Origin of the sequence: Rhizobium sp. RM (genome assembly GCF_013390595.1) — a bacterium.
Lineage (GTDB): Bacteria > Pseudomonadota > Alphaproteobacteria > Rhizobiales > Rhizobiaceae > Agrobacterium.
The window spans coordinates 1-20,890 of the sequence record NZ_JACAWV010000015.1 but is presented as its reverse complement, the minus strand read 5'-3'; the positions used below and the strand labels follow the sequence as shown (position 1 = coordinate 20,890).

At 56.1% G+C, this 20,890-nt stretch carries 19 protein-coding genes; 8 read left to right on the top strand and 11 right to left on the bottom strand.

Translation table 11 applies throughout. The features are described from left to right. Positions 1–48: 48 nt before the first annotated feature. Positions 49–882 carry an ABC transporter ATP-binding protein gene (locus HWX89_RS14145; protein WP_138791512.1) on the bottom strand — a complete coding sequence of 278 codons (834 nt, stop codon included), beginning with the start codon at positions 880–882 and terminating at the stop codon, positions 49–51. A 25-nt stretch (positions 883–907) separates the two neighbouring features. Then, on the bottom strand, positions 908–1,912 hold the full coding sequence (locus HWX89_RS14140) for an ABC transporter substrate-binding protein (RefSeq protein WP_138791511.1): 1,005 nt from the start codon (positions 1,910–1,912) through the stop codon (positions 908–910). A 203-nt stretch (positions 1,913–2,115) separates the two neighbouring features. Here HWX89_RS14140 and HWX89_RS14135 point away from each other — a divergent pair, with 203 nt between their 5' ends. The 4 genes from HWX89_RS14135 to HWX89_RS14120 all read left to right on the top strand — a co-directional run bounded on the left by HWX89_RS14135 (position 2,116) and on the right by HWX89_RS14120 (position 6,573). Beyond that, positions 2,116–3,006, top strand: coding sequence for a LysR family transcriptional regulator (locus tag HWX89_RS14135; RefSeq protein WP_138791510.1), 891 nt, complete (start codon positions 2,116–2,118; stop codon positions 3,004–3,006). A 438-nt stretch (positions 3,007–3,444) separates the two neighbouring features. Continuing rightward, on the top strand, positions 3,445–4,437 hold the full coding sequence (locus tag HWX89_RS14130) for a hydroxyacid dehydrogenase (protein ID WP_138791509.1): 993 nt from the start codon (positions 3,445–3,447) through the stop codon (positions 4,435–4,437). Then, a complete protein-coding gene (locus HWX89_RS14125) occupies positions 4,434–5,132 on the top strand; it encodes an RraA family protein (protein WP_138791508.1) in 699 nt (232 codons plus the stop codon). The genes HWX89_RS14130 and HWX89_RS14125 overlap by 4 nt, the downstream gene beginning before the upstream one ends. Before the next feature lie 163 nt (positions 5,133–5,295). Next, the gene (locus HWX89_RS14120) at positions 5,296–6,573 is read left to right on the top strand and encodes a CitMHS family transporter (RefSeq protein ID WP_138791507.1); all 1,278 of its coding nucleotides are present in this window, start codon (positions 5,296–5,298) and stop codon (positions 6,571–6,573) included. A 48-nt stretch (positions 6,574–6,621) separates the two neighbouring features. Here HWX89_RS14120 and HWX89_RS14115 read toward each other — a convergent pair whose 3' ends face one another. Further along, positions 6,622–7,560 carry a LysR family transcriptional regulator gene (locus HWX89_RS14115; protein WP_138791506.1) on the bottom strand — a complete coding sequence of 313 codons (939 nt, stop codon included), beginning with the start codon at positions 7,558–7,560 and terminating at the stop codon, positions 6,622–6,624. Between the two features lie 403 nt (positions 7,561–7,963). On the opposite strand from HWX89_RS14115, the gene HWX89_RS14110 reads away from it, so the two are divergent. The 3 genes from HWX89_RS14110 to HWX89_RS14100 are packed head-to-tail and all read left to right on the top strand — an operon-like array spanning position 7,964 to position 10,628. Then, positions 7,964–8,989 (top strand): ABC transporter substrate-binding protein, encoded by a 1,026-nt coding sequence (locus HWX89_RS14110; protein ID WP_138791505.1) that lies wholly within the window; start codon positions 7,964–7,966, stop codon positions 8,987–8,989. 38 nt (positions 8,990–9,027) lie between these two features. Beyond that, positions 9,028–9,897, top strand: coding sequence for an ABC transporter permease (locus HWX89_RS14105; RefSeq protein ID WP_138791504.1), 870 nt, complete (start codon positions 9,028–9,030; stop codon positions 9,895–9,897). Next, positions 9,873–10,628 carry an ABC transporter ATP-binding protein gene (locus tag HWX89_RS14100; protein ID WP_138791503.1) on the top strand — a complete coding sequence of 252 codons (756 nt, stop codon included), beginning with the start codon at positions 9,873–9,875 and terminating at the stop codon, positions 10,626–10,628. The genes HWX89_RS14105 and HWX89_RS14100 overlap by 25 nt, the downstream gene beginning before the upstream one ends. A gap of 54 nt (positions 10,629–10,682) precedes the next feature. On the opposite strand, the gene HWX89_RS14095 is transcribed toward HWX89_RS14100, so the two are convergent. Then, a complete protein-coding gene (locus tag HWX89_RS14095; protein WP_138791502.1) occupies positions 10,683–11,603 on the bottom strand; it encodes a LysR family transcriptional regulator in 921 nt (306 codons plus the stop codon). A gap of 495 nt (positions 11,604–12,098) precedes the next feature. Between HWX89_RS14095 and HWX89_RS14090 the strand changes: the two genes are divergently transcribed. Then, complete coding sequence (locus HWX89_RS14090; RefSeq protein WP_138791501.1) at positions 12,099–13,382, top strand: Gfo/Idh/MocA family oxidoreductase; 1,284 nt, start codon at positions 12,099–12,101, stop codon at positions 13,380–13,382. A 334-nt stretch (positions 13,383–13,716) separates the two neighbouring features. On the opposite strand, the gene HWX89_RS14085 is transcribed toward HWX89_RS14090, so the two are convergent. From HWX89_RS14085 to HWX89_RS14055, 7 genes are all read right to left on the bottom strand, one after another. Beyond that, entirely contained in the window at positions 13,717–15,255 is a 1,539-nt protein-coding gene (locus HWX89_RS14085; RefSeq protein WP_138791500.1) for an aldehyde dehydrogenase family protein, read from the bottom strand. 13 nt (positions 15,256–15,268) lie between these two features. Further along, positions 15,269–16,156: an NAD(P)-dependent oxidoreductase gene (locus HWX89_RS14080; protein WP_138791499.1), complete on the bottom strand. Its 888-nt coding sequence runs from the start codon at positions 16,154–16,156 to the stop codon at positions 15,269–15,271. A gap of 126 nt (positions 16,157–16,282) precedes the next feature. Continuing rightward, complete coding sequence (locus tag HWX89_RS14075; RefSeq protein WP_138791498.1) at positions 16,283–17,194, bottom strand: LysR family transcriptional regulator; 912 nt, start codon at positions 17,192–17,194, stop codon at positions 16,283–16,285. 63 nt (positions 17,195–17,257) lie between these two features. Then, positions 17,258–18,421, bottom strand: coding sequence for a M20 aminoacylase family protein (locus HWX89_RS14070; protein WP_138791497.1), 1,164 nt, complete (start codon positions 18,419–18,421; stop codon positions 17,258–17,260). Positions 18,422–18,472: 51 nt separating this feature from the next. Then, positions 18,473–18,991: a hypothetical protein gene (locus HWX89_RS14065; RefSeq protein ID WP_138791496.1), complete on the bottom strand. Its 519-nt coding sequence runs from the start codon at positions 18,989–18,991 to the stop codon at positions 18,473–18,475. Beyond that, positions 18,988–19,815, bottom strand: a complete 828-nt coding sequence (locus HWX89_RS14060) for a DUF3100 domain-containing protein (RefSeq protein ID WP_138791495.1) — start codon at positions 19,813–19,815, stop codon at positions 18,988–18,990. Before HWX89_RS14060 ends, HWX89_RS14065 begins: the two co-directional genes overlap by 4 nt. 205 nt (positions 19,816–20,020) lie before the next feature. After that, positions 20,021–20,329 (bottom strand): hypothetical protein, encoded by a 309-nt coding sequence (locus HWX89_RS14055; protein WP_138791494.1) that lies wholly within the window; start codon positions 20,327–20,329, stop codon positions 20,021–20,023. Positions 20,330–20,890: the final 561 nt, after the last annotated feature.

The window sequence follows — 20,890 nt, the reverse complement described above, 5'->3', positions numbered from 1 at the left end:
TCGCGGCGGATCTCGGGGCGGTAGTTGTGAAGCGGTGATGCGCTGACGTCAGCCATGATGTTGAACCTCCTGGCTTGCCTTCTCGGCAAACAGCATGTCGTGAATGTCCCGTTCCAGTGCGCTGCCCTTGGCTCCAGTGGCGTCGTCGCGGGAAAGACCGTTCAGTTCCGCCTTCACCTGGCCGGGATGGGGCGAAAGAAGAAGGATGCGGTTGCCGATCTTGATGGCCTCGGCGATCGAGTGTGTGACAAAAAGGACGGTGAAGTGGGTATCGTCCCAAAGCTCCAGCAATTCGTCCTGCATCTTGACGCGGGTGAGGGCATCAAGGGCTGCAAACGGTTCGTCCATCAGCAGGATGTCGGGTTCCATCGCCATTCCGCGGGCAATCGCCACACGCTGCTTCATGCCGCCTGACAGCATGTGAGGATAATTATCCGCGAACTTGGTCAGGTTGACCTTGTCGAGATAGTGGCGCGCGCGTTGTTCTGCCTCCTTGCGGCTCTTCAGCTTACCGGACTCGACCAACGGAAACATGACGTTCTGGACGACGGTCTTCCACGGCAAGAGCTGGTCAAACTCCTGGAACACCATCATCCGGTCAGGTCCGGGGCCGACGACTTTTTTGCCGTGAAGACGGATCTCGCCTTCGCTTGGCTTGTGGAAGCCTCCTATCGCCTTCAGGAGCGTAGATTTGCCGCAGCCGGAAGGGCCAAGCAGGACGAAGCGGTCGGCGCTGAAAACCTGGGCGCTGACCTTATGTGTCGCGAGGATAGAAAGATGGCCGGCGGTATATTGCAGTGTGACATCGGAAATATCGAGAATCGGTTCCGCTTTCGTGATTTTCCGAATTTGGTTTCCGGACGACGGCAGATTGACGTTCATCGCGGTTTCCTCCCTGTTGTAATGGTCAGTTCGCGTGTTCCGCCTGTGGTGCGGACTGCAGATCGGGGAAAAAGAATTCCCGCCAGCTTTCAGGGGCGGTCTTGATGAGGCCGATCTTGGCCATGAAGGAGGCGGTTTGCTGCACGCCGAGCGGTAGCGACTGGAAGATATTTCCCTCTTCCGCGAACATACCGGCCAGCTGATCGACCGTGAACTTTTCCTTTGTCGACGCGAGATATAGCTCGGCTGCCTTCTTCGGCTCCTTGTTGATCATGTCCTGCGCCTCGTTGAGAGCTGCGAGAAAGACCTTGATCGCTTCGGGGTTTTCATCGTGATACGCGGTGGTGCTGAATGCCAGCAGGTTAGTCGTCGGCCCGGCAACATCGAGAGTCGTCAGGACCGCATGCATGTTGGGTTGTTCGAGCAGCTGCTGGTAATAGGGCGGACCTGCGAACATCGCGTCGGTTGGCCCTTTTGGGTTCATCATCGACTGTACGCCATCGGCAAAACCCAGCTGAACCATCATGGGATCGAATTTCTTGGCGTCGCCGAATTCCTTGTCCAGAGCCATCTGGAGATAGATCGCCTGGTTGGAGACCTTTAGGGACGTTACCGAAATACGGCTTGTTTCCTTGAAATCCTTAAGGGTCCTGACGGCTGGATCCTTGGTGACGAGCACACTTTTCGTGCCACTGACTGCTGCGATACTCTTGACGTCGCCGCGGGTGCGCGACCAGAGCAGCACCGCATTTGAGACACCTGCGGCAACGATATCGACATTTCCCGACAGAAGCGCGTCGGTCACTGCACTGCCGCTTGGGAAGCTCAGCATCTGCAGGGAAAGATCCTGCCCCATCTGCCTGGCATGTTTTTCGACAAGCTGGCCCTGCTTCATCACGTGAATCGGTGCAAACAGGATCCCGACGCCACCGGCGACGCGGATTTCTGCTGCAGTCGCCGGAGCCATCTGGCCGACCGTGGCCGAGACGGCGATGGCCGTCGAAATGAGAAACTTCCTGAACGCGTTCATATGGTCCTCCCAACCAAGTCTGCACTTTGCAAAAACTTCAAGCAGCTGGGCCTGCTCTCCTCAGCAGGGGCCTTTGGGAGCATGATGCGCCGACAGGCGTTGGCGTGATGCTTGAAATCTCAATGCAGTCACGATATCGCCAAGAAATCGATGACGTCCAATGGATAATATTCCAAATCCGATAACCGATAGGAATATATTAGATGAATGAACGCGATCTTCGGTACCTTGTTGCCATCAGCGAGTGTGGCAATCTGCGGCTCGCTTCCGAACGGATGAACGTCACCCAGCCTGCGCTGACCAAATGCATCATGCGCATGGAGGAAGAGGCCGAGACGAAACTGTTTCAGCGCAAGGGGCGCCTTATCGTCCCGACGCCGGTCGGCAATGTACTCATTCGCCGGGCAAAGCACATCATCCAGTCGATCGATGAAACGCAGCGCGAGATCCATGATTACGTCAATGGATCGCGCGGACATGCACGGCTGGGCGTCGTTGCAACCATCACCGAATTTCTGATGCCGGAAATCCTTCAGAACCTGACGCGGTCGAGCCCGGATGTTACGCTGAAGCTCACCGTAGGCATGACAGACTTACTGCTGGATAACCTGCGGCGAGATGAACTCGATGTGGTCATCAGTCCCGTCTACGAAAGCGATGAATTCGACTGTCTGCCGATCATGAAGGATCATGTGGTTATAGTCGCCAGCCGCGATCATCCGCTGGCGGGACGGCCGGTTGCGCTGGAGGATTTGAACGAGTTCAAATGGATACTGCCACAATCGAGCGTCGGAATGCGCGTCTGGCTCGAACGCGCTTTTGAACGGCTCTCACTACCGCCCCCACGCGTGCAGGTGGAGATCAGTTCGTTGCCGCTGATGCCGAAGCTGATCGCGCGTACCCATCTGCTCAGCTTCACATCACGGCAGAACCTCACTCGGACAAACGGTGGTGAAAATCTGGTTGAACTGCCTATCCCGGAAATGACCCTGGAACGCCATTTCGGAATTTTCATGCGCAAGGGTGGGTACATTCCCACGGCAAGCCAAGTACTCGTCGATCGTATCATTCAGGCGACGGCGGAAATCGAATAAAATACACAGGACAGCAAACTTCTTTTGTCTGGGGCTTCCGTTGCCAATGCTGCGCCGAAGGTGCGCCTGGATGCCATGACTGTGCATGATCCCGCTGAACCGATGGCAGACGCTACGACTGATGCCGCTGGGTCTGGTGACAACTGCCGATCACCGGATACACATCCTGCCAAATTAAGGTGATTGGCCCGCCGCCGGCCATCTTCGCGGCTGGAGTGCGGAAAATATTCCCCGCAGGAATATGAAAATGAAAATAATGAAATTGATTTGATGTTCTCGGTCCATAAAGTCGAATGACCGTGTGGAGGAGCCGGGCAAATCCTATTTCTGCAACATCGACCGCAGATCGATTGCAGGCTCCTTTCATTGAACGGTAGATGGCGTCGACGGGCAGATATTGCACCTCCTTGGCGACCTCGGCACTATGGAGGAGATATCTTGGCCTACACGATTTTCATAACTGCATCAGCCTTCCATCCCAAAGGTGTCTCTGTGCTGGAGGCCGCCGGGTGCAGACTGATCTATCTGGACGCGGGCGGCGATGAAGCAGCGGTCGACCATATTATGGCCGCCAACCAGATCGATGCGGTTATCTCTCGCACTGTCACCCTTTCAGCAAGGGCAATAGCAAGCTGCCCGAGTCTCAAAGTCATTTCAAAACACGGGGTCGGCGTCAGCAACATTGATGTTGCAGCCGCCACGGCCCGCAACATCCCGGTCTTTGTCACGCCTGGGGCCAATGCGCAGTCGGTTGCTGAAATGGCACTCGGCCTGATGCTCGCTTGTGCCCGCAAGATCGCTTGGATGGATGCAGAAATCAAAGACGGACGCTGGTCCCGCGCCCAGGATGGTCTGGAGCTGAGCGGTCGCACGCTTGGTCTGGTCGGCTGCGGTCAGATCGGTCAGCGCCTTGCCAAAGCGTGCCTCGCGCTCGGCATGAACGTCGCAGCGTATGATCCCGGCTACGGGCGCGTCGCGCCGATGGACGGCATCTCCATGGTGGGATCGGTCGATGAACTGTTGCCGGTCAGCGACGTGTTGAGCCTGCATGTTCCGCTGAACGCACATACCCGCGGCCTGATCGATGCCGACGCGTTTGCAAAACTGCCCAATCAGGCAATTCTCATCAACACTGCCCGCGGTGAAGTTGTCGATGAGGCAGCTCTGATCTCGGCGCTGAAGGGGGGACGGCTTTTCGCAGCAGGGCTCGACACCACGGCTGACGAACCGATCTTGCCCGACAATGAATTGCTGAGGCTCGCAAATGTGGTTCTCACGCCGCATGTGGGCGGCTCGACGCTGGCCGCACTTGCAGAAATGGCAAAGAGCGCGGCGGAAAATGTTCTCGGTTTTCTAAAGGGAGAGCCCCCGCCGATATCGGCCTGCGTCAATCCCCAAAACGATGCCATCCATAAAGGAGTATTTCCATGAGCGGTGAAACCAAGACGGCTGTCGTCTGGCCTGCCGGCTATCACATCAATCCGCGACACGCCGATCTGCCGAAAGATCTTCTTGAAGAGTTCGGCAGAGTTCCGGTTGCGGTCGCAGGAGACTGCATGGGGCGGTCGATCGGCTCGATGGGTTTGAAATCCTATCACGGCGCCAAGATTCTTTTTGGTCAGGCCGTGACCGTGCGTGTCAGGCCCGGTGATAATCTCATGGTCCACAAGGCGATGATGATGGCGCAGGCTGGCGACGTCATCGTGATCGACGGCGGAGGCGATCTTACGCAGGCGGTCATCGGCGGGTTGATCCGAACAACCGCAATGACAAAGATGCTGGGTGGTTTCGTCATTGATGGCGCCATTCGCGACCTGGCAGAATGGGCTGAGGGCGAGATGCCGGTTTTTGCCCGCGGGCATACACATCGCGGCCCGAGCAAGGAAGGTCCGGGCGAGATCAATGTTCCGGTTTCCGTCGGAGGGCTTGTGGTCCAGCCGGGCGATCTTGTCTTGGGTGATCTTGACGGTGTGATCGCCATTCCAGCCGAAGACGCTGCCGCCCTCCTGCCCAAGGCCCACGCGCATCTTGAGCGAGAAGCAAAGATCCGCGAAAGCAACGTCAAGGGTACCTCGGACCCTGAGCGTTTCGACGCCATTCTGCGAGCGAAAGGTCTACCGGTCTGATCAGCGCGTCGCCGGTGGGGCGTTGGGACTGGGTAACGTCACGGGAGGCGCTGCCGTCATGCGGCAGAGGCCGACAGGCCGCAAAATTCTAGCCTTGCATCTTTAAAGGCAATTCAATCGAAATTACTCGCGGGCTGCATGCCTGTGGGAGGAGGATTTTATCGTGCTCATTGCACTCAGCTTCGCAATGTTTGCTTGCTTCATTTACCTGCTGATCAGTGGCCGCATGTCGGCCATGACAGTGCTTATTCTGGTGCCGACCGTCTTTGCGTTGATCGGCGGCTTCGGTGCCGATATGGGCGACATGGTCGTCAAGGGTATCAGGACGATTGCTCCGACGGGCGTGCTGCTGATTTTTGCGATGATATATTTCATGGTGATGACGGACGCCGGCTTGTTCGACCCGATCGTCAAACGGATCGTCAGCGCGGTTGGCGGTGATCCTGTCAAGATTTTCATCGGTACGGTGGCTCTCGGTTACCTTGTCGCTCTCGATGGAGATGGCGCAACGGTCTACATGATCACGCTTGGCGCATTCATGCCGCTGTATCGCAGGCTTGGTCTGTCGTTGCCAATGGTGGCCTGTCTTCTCTTGCAGTGCACGGGGGTGGGCAATCTCCTTCCCTGGGGTGGCCCGACTGCGCGTGCGGCCGCATCCATGAAGGTCGAAATGGGCGATGTTTTCACTCCGCTCATCATTCCGCTGCTTGCCTGTGTCGCCTGGGCATTCGTGATGGCGTGGATTTTCGGTGTTCGCGAACGTAAGCGGGTTGGTATAATCGAATTCAACTCTGCCCAGTTGCTCGAAGCCCGGGGCGTGCCTGGCTGGAAGCTATATTTCAACTGGGCACTCACCATTGCGCTGATGACCTCGCTGGTGCTGGAACTCCTGCCGCTTTCCTACCTCTTCATGATCGGCGCGGCCATCGCTATGGCTGTCAATTTCCCGCAATACTCGGCTCAACAGCATGTGCTCGCCAATCACGCACCGGCTATCCTTTCAGTCGCTGCCATGTTGTTTTCGGCCAGCGTCTTCATCGGGATACTCAATGAAACCGGCATGGCCAGTGCCCTTGCCCAATCGATCGTGGGGATCATCCCGGAACAGGTTGGTCCCTACATGGCCGTCATCACGGCGCTACTGAGTATTCCGGTCACGTGGCTCGTCTCCAATGACGTGTTCTACTTCGGAATGCTGCCCATTCTTGCCGAAGCCGCAGGACATTACGGGATCACCGCAGCGGAAATGGCACGTGCCTCCCTGGTCGGCCAACCGGTGCATATCCTCAGTCCACTGGTTGCCTCCACCTACCTGCTGGTCAGTCGTCTGGACCTCAACTACGGTGAGACCCAGAAGTTCACCATTGGTTGGTCGGTTGCCGCGTCACTCATCATGTTGGGCGTGTCCATCGTTATCGGTGTCATCCCCTTTCACCGATAGGGCCGGTCCGATGCCTGACTGCGGATGGCTGTCGTCAGGCACGGTTACTCAGAAGGAACTCTCCGTACCCGGCAGAGGGCGGTTTTCGAACTGTGCTCTGCTCTCTTCTGCAATCCGCACCAGCAATCTGGCTGCCGGCGTGAAATAGGCCTCACGCAAGCGGATGATACCGAACTCGCGGCGCATCGTTGTTGCCTCCAGCGGGATTTCACGCAGATGCTCGCCTACGGCGCCGGGGGCCAGATTACGTCTGGAGATGAAGCTAAGCAGTTTTGTCTCTGAAATCAGTCTCGGCAGAAGAAAGATGGAACTGGTTTCCATCTGCACTTGAAGTTCGTTCAATCCAAGCGACCGGAACGTACTCTCCAGCCACTGACGCGTGGCAACTCCCGGCCCTGCGAGTACCCATTTATATGCAGCCAGGGTCTCAGGTGTTAGCGGATGATCGAAAATGGGGTGATCGTTACTGGCAACAGCGACAACGTCATCACTGGTTAGCGAAAAAGATTCGAACCGTTCGCTCTCGCTTGTAGACCGTGTTAGTGGCCCGAAGACAAGGTCGATGGACTTTTCAATGAGCGCACGCATGAGTACGTCATTCATGCCCACTGTCAGCTCCAAAGTCACTGCGGGTGCTTGGTTGATTAACTGAGCTGTCAAATGCGGCAGCATATATTCCGCCGTCGTGGCTGCGCTGCCTATTTTTATCGAACCAGCGACGCCGGTTCCGAGATCCGACATCTCGCGTCGGACTTCGGTCGCAAAACCGAGAAGACTGCGCATACGTGTTAGGAATACATGGCCCGCCTCTGTCAGGACGAGTTGCCGTCCCTCGTGACGAAACAACTCAATCCGCAGGTCGTCCTCCAGCCTCTGTATGCATTTGGTCAAAGCAGGCTGCGTGCGTCCAAGTTTTTCTGCGGCAAGCGCGAGACTCCCCGCTTCGGCAACCGTGACAAAATAATTAGCATCTCTAAGGTCGATCATCGTCTTCCATCTTGCATTGAGCGAGGACTTCGCCCCGTGCGATTACCTGGCGTGTTAGCCAGTTTATCCGTCCTTGCTTTCGCTCCCAAGCCTCGCAAACAGTGGTACCGGTCGTCCGCAAAAACTAGATTTCGAAGGATCAACAGTCAAAGGGCCAGCTGTCGGTTCGCATCATCAAATGCGGCTCGGTTGGCTTCGCGGCGTCTGCGTGGCCTTTGTGATCGATTTATCCGCTCGTTGCAGGTTGGTTGGCGGACGAGCCGGATGCTTCGGTCCATGTCGACGGAAGAATTTTTTATTCTCGAGGCCAATCTTAGATCTAATAGTCTATAAATTTTATATACAATATATGAGCATGAGCTTTCCAACGTAGTTGCACCAATATCAACGGGGAAAGCACGACATGCAATTAACACGTCTAACAAAACTCGCCGTGAAAGTTTTTTGTGCAGTAAGCATTCAATCCGGTATTGCGAATTCCGCCAGCGATACTCCCCTTGCAACCGCGGTTCCAGAGGGGACGGTACTGACGATTGGTGACCCAGTTACCCAAAAAGCGCTCGAACTGTCGGGTCTCGACAAGGAGTTAAGCTTCGAGGTGAGATGGGCAAATATCAGCGGTGGTCCACAAACATCGGAGGCGTTTCGCGCCCGCGCCCTCGATGTTGGGTCAGTCGCCGAAATCCCGTCCATATTTGCAAACTGGAACAATTTGCCGGTACGCAATATCGCCTACAAAGAGCGACGCGACCCGATCGCAAATCCAATTTACCGTTTCGGCGTGGCTCCAGGGGTTGAAGTAAAGGGTCTTGCCGATTTCCGGGGCAAGCGTATCGCCTTCAGTCCTGGGCAAGCGCAGGGCACACTGGTGCTGAGAGCCTTGCAAAGCGTTGGCCTTACAAAAGATGATGTCACGCTCGTTGAACTACCTAGCACTGCCGATGTCTATCCCAAAGCGCTTGCAAGCAAACAGGTCGATATCGCACCGATTGGCGGCGTGAACATCCGACGCTACATTTCGCAGTATGGTTCAGACGGTGCCTCTCTGGTTGAACATGGATTGCGAGACGATCCCGGCCACCTCTACGCACCACAGTGGGTGCTGGACGATCCAGCCAAGGCCGCAGCGCTGGCTGAGTTTGTCGGTCTCTGGGCGAAAGCTAACGACTGGGTTAACCGAAATCCCGAGCGATGGCTTAAAGAGTATTACGTCGGCAAGGAGGGACTGAGCGAGGAAGACGGCAAGTACCTTATCGAGTTGACAGGGGAACAGGTGGTTTCCGGCGACTGGCGGGATGTTAAGGAGCGCCACCAAGCAACAATCAACCTGCTGGCTGACCAACTTGGCTACAAGCCATTCGACGTGGAGGCAATATTCGACAATCGGTTCGAAAAGCTCGGTGTATCCGCTCTAGCCCAAGGGCAGTGAATCCCTCATCCACTGCATATGGCGAAGGAACAATGAACATGGCGACAACATGGGAAGTGGACAACGAGCGCCCAGGCGCCCTTTCACAAAAGGCGTCTAAAAACGGTCGCATACGATTACAAAACGGCGTGAGGCAGCGCCTTGGACCTGGTGCCGAAATCCCCTTCGGCTTACACATTGGGCCTCTCTTGCTGATTTTGATTTGGGCTGCGGGTTCGGCCCTTGGACTGATAGACCCGAGGATTCTGTCTGCTCCATGGACAGTGGTCGGTGCGTTTGTCAGGCTGATCGAACAGGGGCGTCTGCAAGATAACCTGATAACATCGTCATATAGAGCGCTGATAGGCCTCAGTATCGGATTGATAGTCGGTACTGTACTCGCAGTTGTCTCTGGACTATCGCGTATCGGTGAAGCCCTCATTGATGGCCCCGTTCAGATCAAACGCGCTGTGCCAACCATGGCGCTGATCCCTTTGCTGATCCTGTGGTTCGGAATCGGTGAGGAGATGAAAATTACCACAATCATCCTGGCAGTGATTGTCCCGGTTTACATACACACGCATAACGCGCTGCGCAGTATCGACAGCCGATATGTTGAACTCGCGGAAACACTCAAGATGAGCCAGCGAGACTTCATTTTTCAGGTTGTGCTACCGGGAGCGTTGCCCGGTTTCTTGTTGGGGCTACGATTTGCCGTGACATTGTGCTGGGTTTCACTTGTTGTGGTCGAGCAGATCAACGCCACAAGCGGGCTGGGTTACATGATCGACCTTGCTCGCACATATGGTCAGACCGACGTCATTCTGGTTGGCATCGTCATTTATGCACTTCTGGGTCTGGTGTCCGACAGTCTTGTTCGCCTTCTTGAAAGGAGATTGCTCTCATGGCGTCGCACCTTGGCACATTGAATACCGATGAAACTGCTGTCCATATACGCAATGTCAGCCGAAGTTTTGGTCAAAAGAAAGTGCTCGACAACGTCGACCTCGATATCCGGCAAGGCGAGTTTGTTGCCATGCTCGGGCGTAGTGGTTCAGGAAAAAGTACATTTCTGCGGGCTCTCGCGGGGTTGGACTACGGAACTGAGGGATCGGGTACGTTGCTGACGCCCGACAATGTTTCGGTGGTATTTCAAGACGCGCGCCTGCTTCCATGGCAAACCGTCATTCAAAATGTTACGCTTGGGCTGCCGAAAAATGAACGCCTGACTGGCAAGCAGGCGCTCGTGGAAGTCGGGCTGGAAGGTCGTGATTCCGCTTGGCCTATCGAGCTATCTGGTGGTGAACAGCAGCGCGTGGCGCTGGCTCGTTCGCTTGTTAGGCAACCTGAGCTTCTTCTTGCAGACGAACCGTTCGGCGCTCTGGATGCCCTTACCCGTTTAAAAATGCACGAGTTGTTGCGAGAGCTTTGTTTTCGGCATCGACCTGCGGTGTTATTGGTAACGCACGACGTCGATGAGGCAATCTCACTGGCTGACAGAGTGCTTGTGCTCGACAATGGCCGCTTCATAGAAGATGTCCCAATCGACCTGAAGTCGCCACGCGACCATGCCGACCCCATTTTTGCGAGCCTCCGTAACAGACTTCTCGCCAGTCTCGGGGTCGGATCCTTCTCTGAGCGAGTGCCAGATAACCAATGAAAAAATTGGGAAGATTTCCATGGCCGCGAGCGACCGGAGAAAAGCAAGGTGTATTCAAACTGTCGATGGAAACAGTCCTGCAGCCTCGGCTCGGGCTGATATCAACTGGATGATTTCCTTGATCTTGGGCTTGGATCGGCCCTCCGGTAAAACGTAAAATCCCATCAAAGCGCGGCGACCGGCCCCTGATGGGACGATCTTCACCTCTCGCAGGCCTTTCTCTACAAAGTAGTCTCTTAGCACATCGCTGTGTATCAGCACCGAGTTTGTATTGAGCGCGAAGTCGATGCATGCGTCCATCGAGTTGCATGCGAACGCATGACCAATGCCATCGATATCCCGCTTACCCGATCCTGAGACGAGGCGTTTTTGTCGGGCTTCCATCGGATTCGCCATTGTCGTTGGATAGCCGCGTATCTCGTCTATCGAATGGGTTCGTTCAAGAAGTGGGTGCCCGTCGCGGACGAAATACCCGTCGGTCGCTCGCCCCAGGGGAATGAAGTCAACCGCGAGCCCTGCTTTCAACTGATCGATCCGATGCCCCATGAACAGGGAAATATCGCCAGCGACCAATTGGTCCATGCAGCGCATCGTGTTGCCGATGCTGACATTGATCGGCGCTGCCGGGTGCATTTTGAAGTGTTCGATCACAAAATCCTTCAAAAGCAGGATCCAGGTCGAATAACCCGTGCCTATGCTGATGCCTTCTTCCAGCTCCGCTTTCTGCCGGGCAATCGTGTTAAGGGCATTCGTGTGAAGACGCTTCATAAAGATAGTGCTGTTGTAGAGCGTTTCCCCATAGGGCGTCAGCTGGACGCCGCGCACCGAGCGGTGAAAGAGCTCCACACCCAATGACGTTTCCAGCCGCTTGATGTTGTAGCTCAGCGCCGGTTGGGAGATGTGCAGTATTTCGGCTGCCGCCATAAATGATCCGGCTTCGGCAACTGCCGCGAATTGCTCCAGTGCCTTGTCCATATTCGCCTCCCGTCTTCATAAAGAAATTCTATGATTGGGCGGAAATATTCTATTTGTCCATATGTCTTGTGACAGTTAGTCTTTGCCAAGAAAGCGCACTCGGGGAGGAGTCGGCGACATCGAAAAACAATGCAGCCAACCGGATTTTCACCGGGGAAGCTGGCCCGTAGCATCCTCGGATGCATGTCAGTAGCAGTAACGGGCGGGACCGGTGATCGGTGAGTAACGTGTCGAGCCTGCCGGATATCTCGGTGACATCGCAATTCTGCACGTGTTTCCGGCATTTCAGCGAGATCAATGCCGCCCTCAGGCCAGTAGTCCTGACGGTCAAATGATCGAGCTGCACTCGGAGATTGCCAGCTATTCGATGCCGAAGGTTGCGCTGGCCACAGTAAGGCGAAGCGTCCTTCTCAAGAGATATCAGAAACACATGGATGCGCCGGACCGGCATCATCAATCGGAACGGTTTGGCGTGAAAGGAAGAGGAGATAGTCCATGGCCAAGAAAAAGTACGTGCTGGTTGGCACAGGCGCGCGTGCCCGCATGTTTTACGAAGCCATTGCTCGCGATTACAGTGAGAATAGTGAACTGGCAGCGCTCTGCGATACCAACCAGACCCGCATGGATTACACCAACAAGGTTCTGATTGAGGAATTCGGCCTCAGCCAGTTGCCGACCTACAAGGCCGAGGATTTTGGCCGCATGCTTGATGAGACGGGTGCCGACGTCGTGATCGTCACCTCGATCGACCGTACCCACCACATCTACATTGTCGCAGCATTGGAGGCTGGCCGCGACGTAATCACCGAGAAGCCGATGACGACGGATGTGGTCAAATGCCAGCAGATCATCGATACGGCAAAGCGGACGGGTCGCTCAGTCCGCGTCACGTTCAATTACCGTTATGCCCCGCATAATGCGGCGGTCCACGAGCTCATCGCTTCAGGCGGCATCGGTGACGTGTATTCCGTGCATTTCGAGTGGTTGCTCGATACCAAGCACGGAGCCGACTATTTTCGTCGCTGGCATCGTGACAAGCGCAACAGCGGCGGCCTTATGGTCCACAAGTCCACCCACCATTTCGATCTCGTCAATTTCTGGCTGCAAAGCCAACCGCAGACGGTCTTCGGTATGGGCGATCTGCGCTTCTATGGCCGCGCCAATGCCGAGGAGCGCGGCCTGTTCACGCCCTATACCCGCACCACCAAGGTTGCGGCCGCGAAGGCCGATCCCTTTGCCATCGACCTGACCGAAAGCCCGGTCCAGAAAGCGCTCTATTGGGATGCCGAACATGAGGACGGTTATCAGCGTGACCAGAACGTCTTTGGCGACGGCATCAGCATCGAAGACACGATGCAGGTCATGGTGCGCTACAGGAACCGTGCGGTAATGACCTATTCGCTCAACACCTATGCGCCCTGGGAAGGATTCAACGTCGCCTTCAACGGCTCGAAAGGACGAATCGAGCTCATGGTTCGCGAAACCTCCTACATTAATGCTGGCGGCTCTTCAGAAAATGAAGGCGAGGCAAAGGGGATCCAGCTCTATCATTTCCCGCTGCATGGCGAACCGCGTGTCGTACCGGTGCTGATGGAGGAGGGCGGTCACGGCGGCGGCGACAGGCGCATGCTCGCAGATATTTTTGGCGGCTCGAACTCGGGCAGTGCCTTCGCCGCAGATTTTCGTGACGGTGCCATGTCGATCCTGACCGGCCTTGCTGCAAACCGCTCTTTCCAGACGGGCCTGCCGGTCGAAGTCGCCGACATGGTTGATCTCTGACCGGTTATCCGAAACGCATGCAAAGCTGGAAAAGGAGGCAGCGATGAATCAGTTGGATGATGATCGTCTGCTCTCCATGGAAACATAGTCGCAGTGCGTAGCGTACGCCTTCGCGAAGGTGTGCGCCAACGGCCTTTCCCTGCTTCTAAGCGACATACGACCCTCTGGCTCGGGAACGAGCCTGCCTTCCTACAAGGGGCCTCAATGTGCCGCGCAAAGCGGACCGTTCGAGATTGATGGACGCAGTTTCAGGAAATCTATGCCGCCAATTACCCTGGCATTTCTGATTCCCTGTAAAGAAAGGGGCCGGCTTGCACCGGCCCCCCGGATAACATCAGCCGACGTAACCAAATGCGACGGCGGGTTCTGCTGCGGTCTCAACCCAGATGCTTTTTGTCTGGGTATAGGCCATCAGTGCATCCTTGCCGCTCGAGCGGCCATATCCGCTCTTTCCGAAGCCGCCGAACGGCGACATGACGCTGATGGTCTTGTACCCGTTGATCCAGAAAGTTCCGGCCCGTACCTGTGACGCCACACGATGGGCGCGTGCAACATTCTGCGTCCAGACGGCCCCGGCAAGACCGTAAGGATTGTCGTTGGCAAGCGCAATCGCTTCCTCTTCCGTGTCGAACGGCGTAACGCCGACAACAGGCCCAAATACCTCTTCCTTGGAAAGCGTGGCTGTCGGAGAGACGTTGTCAAGAATGGTCGGGGAGAAGTAGAAGCCGCCAGTTCCTTCCAGCGCCTCAGGCCGACCGCCGCCTGCGGCGAGCGTTGCGCCTTCGCTAACGCCCTGCTGTACCATCTCGGTGATCTTGGTCCACTGGCGAAGATTGTTGATCGGGCCTACCTGCGTTGTGTCCTCAAAAGGATTGCCGACCGGGATCTTGTTAGCGGCAAAGGCATAGCGTTCCACGAATTTCTGGTGGATTGAGCGATGAACGAGGAGACGCGAACCGGCAACGCAACTCTGGCCGGCGCCACCGAAGATTGCTGATTGGGCGCCAAGAATGGCGCGCTCGATATCCGCATCGTCGAAGACGATGTTTGCTGATTTGCCGCCGAGTTCGAGAATGCAGGGAACTACACTTCTTGCCGCCGTTGCTGCGATCAGCGATCCGGCATGGGCAGAACCGACAAACACCACAAGGCCGGTTTTCGGATGCATGATGGCAGCCTGGCCCGCAGTGGTTCCCTGGCCGGCGATCACGTTGACAAGCCCGCGTGGCGCACCAGCGCGTTCGCAGAGCAGACCAAGGATCAGTGTGCTGAGGGGTGTGAGTTCAGACGGTTTTATGACAACGCCGTTGCCTGCGCAAAGTGCTGGCGCGATCTGCCATCCGCCGGTGAAAAGAGGTGCATTCCATGGTGTTATCTGCACCACAACGCCGATCGGCTCGTTGCGGGTATAGTTGAGATGCGAAGTTGGGACGGGAATGACATCACCGTGAAGCTTGTCGCACCATCCGGCGTAATATTCGAACATTTCCGCGACCTTGACCACCTCACCGCGGATATCGCGGATGGGGCGGCCGGCTGAACGGCTCTCGATTTCGGCAATCGCGGCGGCGTTGTCGCGGATCTGGCGGCCGATTTCGAACATGATGCGGCCGCGAGCCGAAGCGGTGATCTTCATCCATGCGCGCTGTGCTATGGCGGCGGCATCCATGGCCGCATCGATAACGGAATGATCGGCATCCTTGAAGGTTGCGAAGGCTTTACCCGAGGAGGGATCTGTGAGGGTGAGTGTTTCGCCTCCTCCAAAAACAATCTCGCCATTGACGAGGCTACCGATTTCCTCGGTGCTGAAAAAGCCTTTGAGAAGCTCACGAACACGCGGACCCTGATCGAGGATGATTTCGTTCTTGCTCATAATCTGCAGTCCTTTAGTGCGAAGCTGGTTTGAAAGCACCCATGCGGGTGAAGTCGTCGCCGTCCTTGAGCTCGGTGGAGCCGGCCCAGAGCTTGGCCACTAGGTCGGCCATTGGAAGTTCAGCGCCCGTGCGCTGTGCCAATTCACTGGCGAGACGGACATCCTTGCGCATCAGGCCCATGGAGAACCCGCTATCGAAACGGTCTGACATGACCCAGGTCGGGAAATGAACTTCGCTGATCATCGAACGACCGGATGCGGCATTGAGGACACGCAATGCAGCCTCCGGGTCAATACCGCCAGCAAGTGCGAGTTTCAGTGCTTCGCTGGTGGTGACCATATGCGCGGCTGCCAAAAGGTTGTTGACCAGTTTTGCAACGTTGCCTGCACCACTTGCGCCGACATGCAAAGCCTTGGCAGCCAGTGCCTCGATGACGGGGCGCGCAAAAGCCACGTCTTCCTCGCTTCCGCCAAGCATCATGGTAAGCTTGCCGGACGCCGCGCCTGCCGGGCCACCGCTGACCGGAGCATCGAGGAAACCATGTCCGAGAGCAACGAGGCGGTCGGCGAGTTCACGGCTGACATCTGGCTCGGACGTCGACGTGTCGATGATGATGACATGAGCGCTCTTTCGCTTCTCCAGGATGTCGACGTGTTGATTGACGACATCAGCCACGTCTTTTGCCGTCGGCAATGAAAAGACAAGGAAATCGCTGGCTTCGAAAGCTGCTGCAATCGTATCGAGAGGCTCGATGTTCGACTTGGAGGCAAGGTTGCGGCGCTCTGCACTGAGATCGAAGCCAAGTGTGCGGAAGCCCCTGGACGCAAGCGTTTGAGCCATGCCAAGCCCCATGCTGCCAAGTCCGATGACCCCGACTGTAACCTTTTCGTCTGTCGACATTGAACGTTCCCTTTTAGAGAGCAATGCGCTCTGCTGGTTTGGTGATGGCGAACGTTCTCATCTTCGTCCCGGTACCGATAGTCTAGGTGTCGGGAACGACGCGTTGCGAGTGGAGCAACGCTCTATTCAGAGCTTGAAGGCGGCCATCTCAACGGCAAGATGGCTTGCAAGGCGCTCGACCGAGGCAGGCAGTCGGCGACGGGATTTGACCAGAAGATGGGCGCTCGCCTGTGACAAAAGCGGGTCACTCAGTTCGACAACACCGAGTGCGGAGCGAGTGAGTTCAGTCGTTACGGCAAAGTGCGGCAGGAAGGTAACGCCAAGGCCAGCCATAACGAAGCGACGCAGGACGTCGATTGAGGGCGTTTCCACCAAAGGAGCAACGGCGACCCCGCAGTCTGCTGCAACGCGGCCAACCAATTGCGTGACACCATGTCCCTTGCTGAGAAGAGCGTAGCGACATTCTGCCAGACAATCCCGCAGCAGCACAGTTTTTCGCTCGAGCAGGGCATGTCCATTGGGTGCCACCAGGCAAAGCGGTTGGCGGGAAATCGCCAGAGACCGGATGCGTGTGTCGATTACCGGATTATAGGCGATGCCGATATCGGTATCGCCATTCGCAACAGTATCGAGCACATCATCTGTACTGCCGAGTGTCAGGGAGTACGCAACCGTTGGGTAGATATTCACGAAACTTTTGAGGCCATGTTCGATCATGTCGCCCAGAAAGCCCTCACCACAGCATATGCGGATACGGGCCTGCTGGACGCTACGCAGCTGGTCGAGCTGTTCGGAGAGAAGATTGCTGTCCTCGATGACACGCTGTGCGTGCTCAAGCACCAGCCTGCCGGCGTCGGTGAGCCCTACACCACGACTGCTTCGCTCAAAGAGCGGCAGGCCGACGTTTTTTTCGGTCTCGGCAATCTGACGAGAGACAACGGATGCCGCCACATGCAGATGCTCGGCCGCGCTACGGATCGAACCCGTACGAACGACGGCGGTAAACATTCGCAGGGCTTTGGCGTCAAGCGTCTCCATCAGGGCATATTTCGTCGGTCGCGAGATCCTGTCAATCGACTGGAATCTCAGCCTTGATCCCGATCACGCCGTCTTTAACTGGTTCTGGACCAGCGAGACCCACATGTTGGCACCAATCGGCAGGAGAGCGTCGTTGAAGTCGAAATAGGCGGAATGAAGGCCGGGATTTTGGCCGCTTTTCTTCGCGCCAAGCCAGAAATAGCACCCGCGCTTTTCCCGCAGCATGAAGGAGAAGTCTTCCGCTGCCATGCTCGGGTCGGCCTCGACCACAGTCACACCAGCCACATGGGGCGCAACATCTCGGATGATTGCCGCACAGGTTGGGTCATTGATCGTGGCGGGATAACGGTACATATAGTCCACGTCGGCTTGGCAATCGAATGCCGCTGAAATGGAGCCTGCAAGTGTTGCAAGACGCGCCTCGATTTTCGCGCCAACCTGTTCATCGAACCAGCGTGTTGTGCCCCGGATCACGACCTCTTCGGGGATGACATTCCAGGCATCACCACCGTGAACCTGGGTCGCCGAGACGACGGCGCACTGCAGAGGGGAGACATTACGGCTGGCGATGGTCTGTAGAGCGGAAACAATCTGGGAAGCGGCAACGATCGGGTCTGCTCCCTCGTGCGGCATGGCTCCATGAGCCCCTCGACCCTTTACCTTGATCTCAAAAGTACCGAATGCGGCCATCATCTGGTCGTTGCGTGCAACGCACTGCCCGAGGTCCAGTGCTGGCCAGTTGTGCATGGCGTAGATGCCGTCCATGGCAAAATCACGGAAGAGACCGTCCTCGACCATGGCCCGTCCGCCGCCCTCGTTTTCTTCGGCTGGCTGGAAAACGAAATGAACAGTTCCATCGAATGATTGAGACGTGAGCGATTTTGCCGCCGCAAGTGCCATTGCAACATGGCCATCGTGGCCGCAGGCGTGCATTTTTCCTGGTGAGCGTGACGCGTAGTCAACGCCGCTTTTCTCCGAAATCGGCAGGGCGTCGATATCGGCGCGAATGCCGATTGCTTTAGACGAGCTACCGCGGGTCAGGCTGCCAACAAGGCCAGTTTTTCCGTAGCCGGTTTTAACCGAATAGCCCCATTCTGCGAGACGCGCAGCAATGAAGGCGGACGTTTCGGTTTCTTCAAACCCGAGTTCAGGGTTGCGGTGCAAATGATGACGCCAGTTGACGGCTTCTTCGATATCGGAGTGTTGAAGAAAATTCTGCACCTGCATTCCCTTTCAAATAAAAACCGGCCGCATGTGATATGCGGCCGGTTGATAGTTTTACTGACCCGCGATGCGGAGTGAAAGATCTGCAATGACGACGGAACCGATATAGGTTCCGAACATGACGCAAATCGCGACAATCACGATCTTCCAGCCCGACTTTTTGGCGATATCGAACTCGCCCTTGGTCAGTGCCAGCCCGCCATAGGCAAGCGCAGGGGTTGCGAGTGCAAGGAAGTTGAGAGCATTGACCTTTTCGAGTGTCCAGGCCGAACCCGGTACGAAAGGCAATGTCACAACGATGGCCAGCAGCGATGTCCAGGCAACGCCCGGAAGATAGAAGGGCATGTAGCGGGCCAGGACCAGACCTGCGACAGAAACAAGGTAGAGGATCGCCATGCCGGGGAGGGCGACAAGCGGGTTGGTGCCTGTTCCAACCCAGTTCGCGACAAGCCCGATTGCGCAGGCGATCAGAAGCAGGCCGGAATACCTGATAACGTTGACCTTGCGTTCGTCTTCACCGTGGGAGGGGATCTGGTCCTCGACGGAGGAGGTCTGCGCGGAATTCATGCTCATTTGCTCTCTCCTTTGGCTGCCCAGTTTGCAGGGTCGTTTGGACGGGCTTTCCTGTAGAGCCATTCCGTCAGCGGAAGCGCAACGAAGAGACCAACATAAAGACCGGTTGCATAGGTCAGAATGTTGCTGGCGGCTGCGAGTGCCAGGATGATGTCTTTGTTGTCAGGCAGAACCGAGACAAGGCTACCGGTGCACGCGGCAAGCATGCTGCCAGAACCGACGCCACAGGACATGGCGAGCGCACGGTAGTCGAACCATCCCAGAGAATGGATGAGAGGTGGCATGATTGCGAACACGAAAGTGCCGATCAGCGTTCCCGTTGCGTAAACGCCCATCGCGCCGGCGCCTTCAGGGCTGTTCAGGCCATAACGGTCCGAGATCACGGCGAGGTTCGGTTCACGGTCGATGGAGTAGGTCGCACCGATCGATTCACGGCCCATCTTCAGAAGGAAGACGGCAATCGGGAAGGCGACGACGATCGTGCCGAGGTTGCCGAGTTCCTGGATCACCAGTGCAGGACCTGCTTCAATGATCTTGTCGATCTGCGGGCCAACCGTGGTGCCAAACTTGGCGATGAATGGCATGATCGAAATGGTGATCATCGTGCCAGAGAGTTTCACGGCTGCAGGTGGAATGAGCGCAGCCGTCTTTTTAAGAATATGGGGATTGAGCGCGATGCCCAGGGCGAACGCGTAAAGGATCGGCAAGAAGACAACAGTGCCAACGCCGATTGACAGTCTTTGAATGCCGATGAATTCAGCGACGATGACGATAGCCAGCACAACTGCGTGCAGCCACCATCCGCCTGCGGATGTATTAGTCATAGATTGTTGTCCCTCTGGTCGATGCGGCGCCGTCCTTGCTCTTGTCGCCCGCATGACCGAATTATGACCCCAGTCAATTCGATTGGAAGTATGGCGAAAAGCAACGACGCGTTGCCATAGTGGCAACGCCAGACGCCTTGCAAGCCCTGTTGAGGCTTAACCACATCCTTCTGAGGATACGGGCCATCTCACAGAAATGAGTGTTTCATTCGAGCGCCAAGATCCAGAACAGATATGCCCGCTTCGCTTCCACTATAATAAGAGCGTTACCCTGATTTCGGTTGTACGGTAATGTGACGATGTTTCTGTCGCCCGCATAACCAATGTCAGCGACCGGGAAGCTGCCGGTGACGAACCCAAACGCTGTTCGACAGCTATGGATCGGGGAAATAAAATTTATAAGTCTCTGGCTAGTGCGGCTCCAACTAAGAGCGTCAAAATGGCCTTCGCCGTCGATAATGACGGGCAGGTCTAATAGAAAAGCTGTGGCGCTCAGCCTTGTACCGTCTCCCATAAGCCTTTCCGGCTAAGCGTGACGGTAATTTCAATTGCGTTCTAAGTTTGTATCCCGTGGCGGAACCGACATCGTATAACTGCACGTGGTCATTCAAAGGCCGAGAACTCCCCACATTGATCCCAATGCTTTTCGAACAAAGCCCAAAGACTTCCCATATGGCGGACATCAGCATTCAATTGGGCACATGCGTTTGTCGCACGTTTCAGCCCGTCGACGGATCTGGATTCGGGGCTGTGAGGCGGTGTTTCTGGTGGTGTTGAAGGCTTGTCTCGCCTGGGTTTTGCCGTGGTTTTGGGCGTCTTGCGGGGGGTCTTGTTATGGTCTGCTTCGGGGTCGGATTTGGCGTGGCAGGATTTTGTTAATTTGTGCTACGAAATGGAGATACAGTAGCTTAATCAATTGCTTGTGTGATTTTTTGTATTTTTGAAAATTGGTGTGTTGACTTGTTTCATGGGGTGGGTTTATAAGTCCGCTCACTGAACGAGGGCGGCGGCGCTGCTGGCGACGAACTGCTTCGTTCTAGAGAAATCAAGCGGATTGGCTGACTTGCTGGTTTGT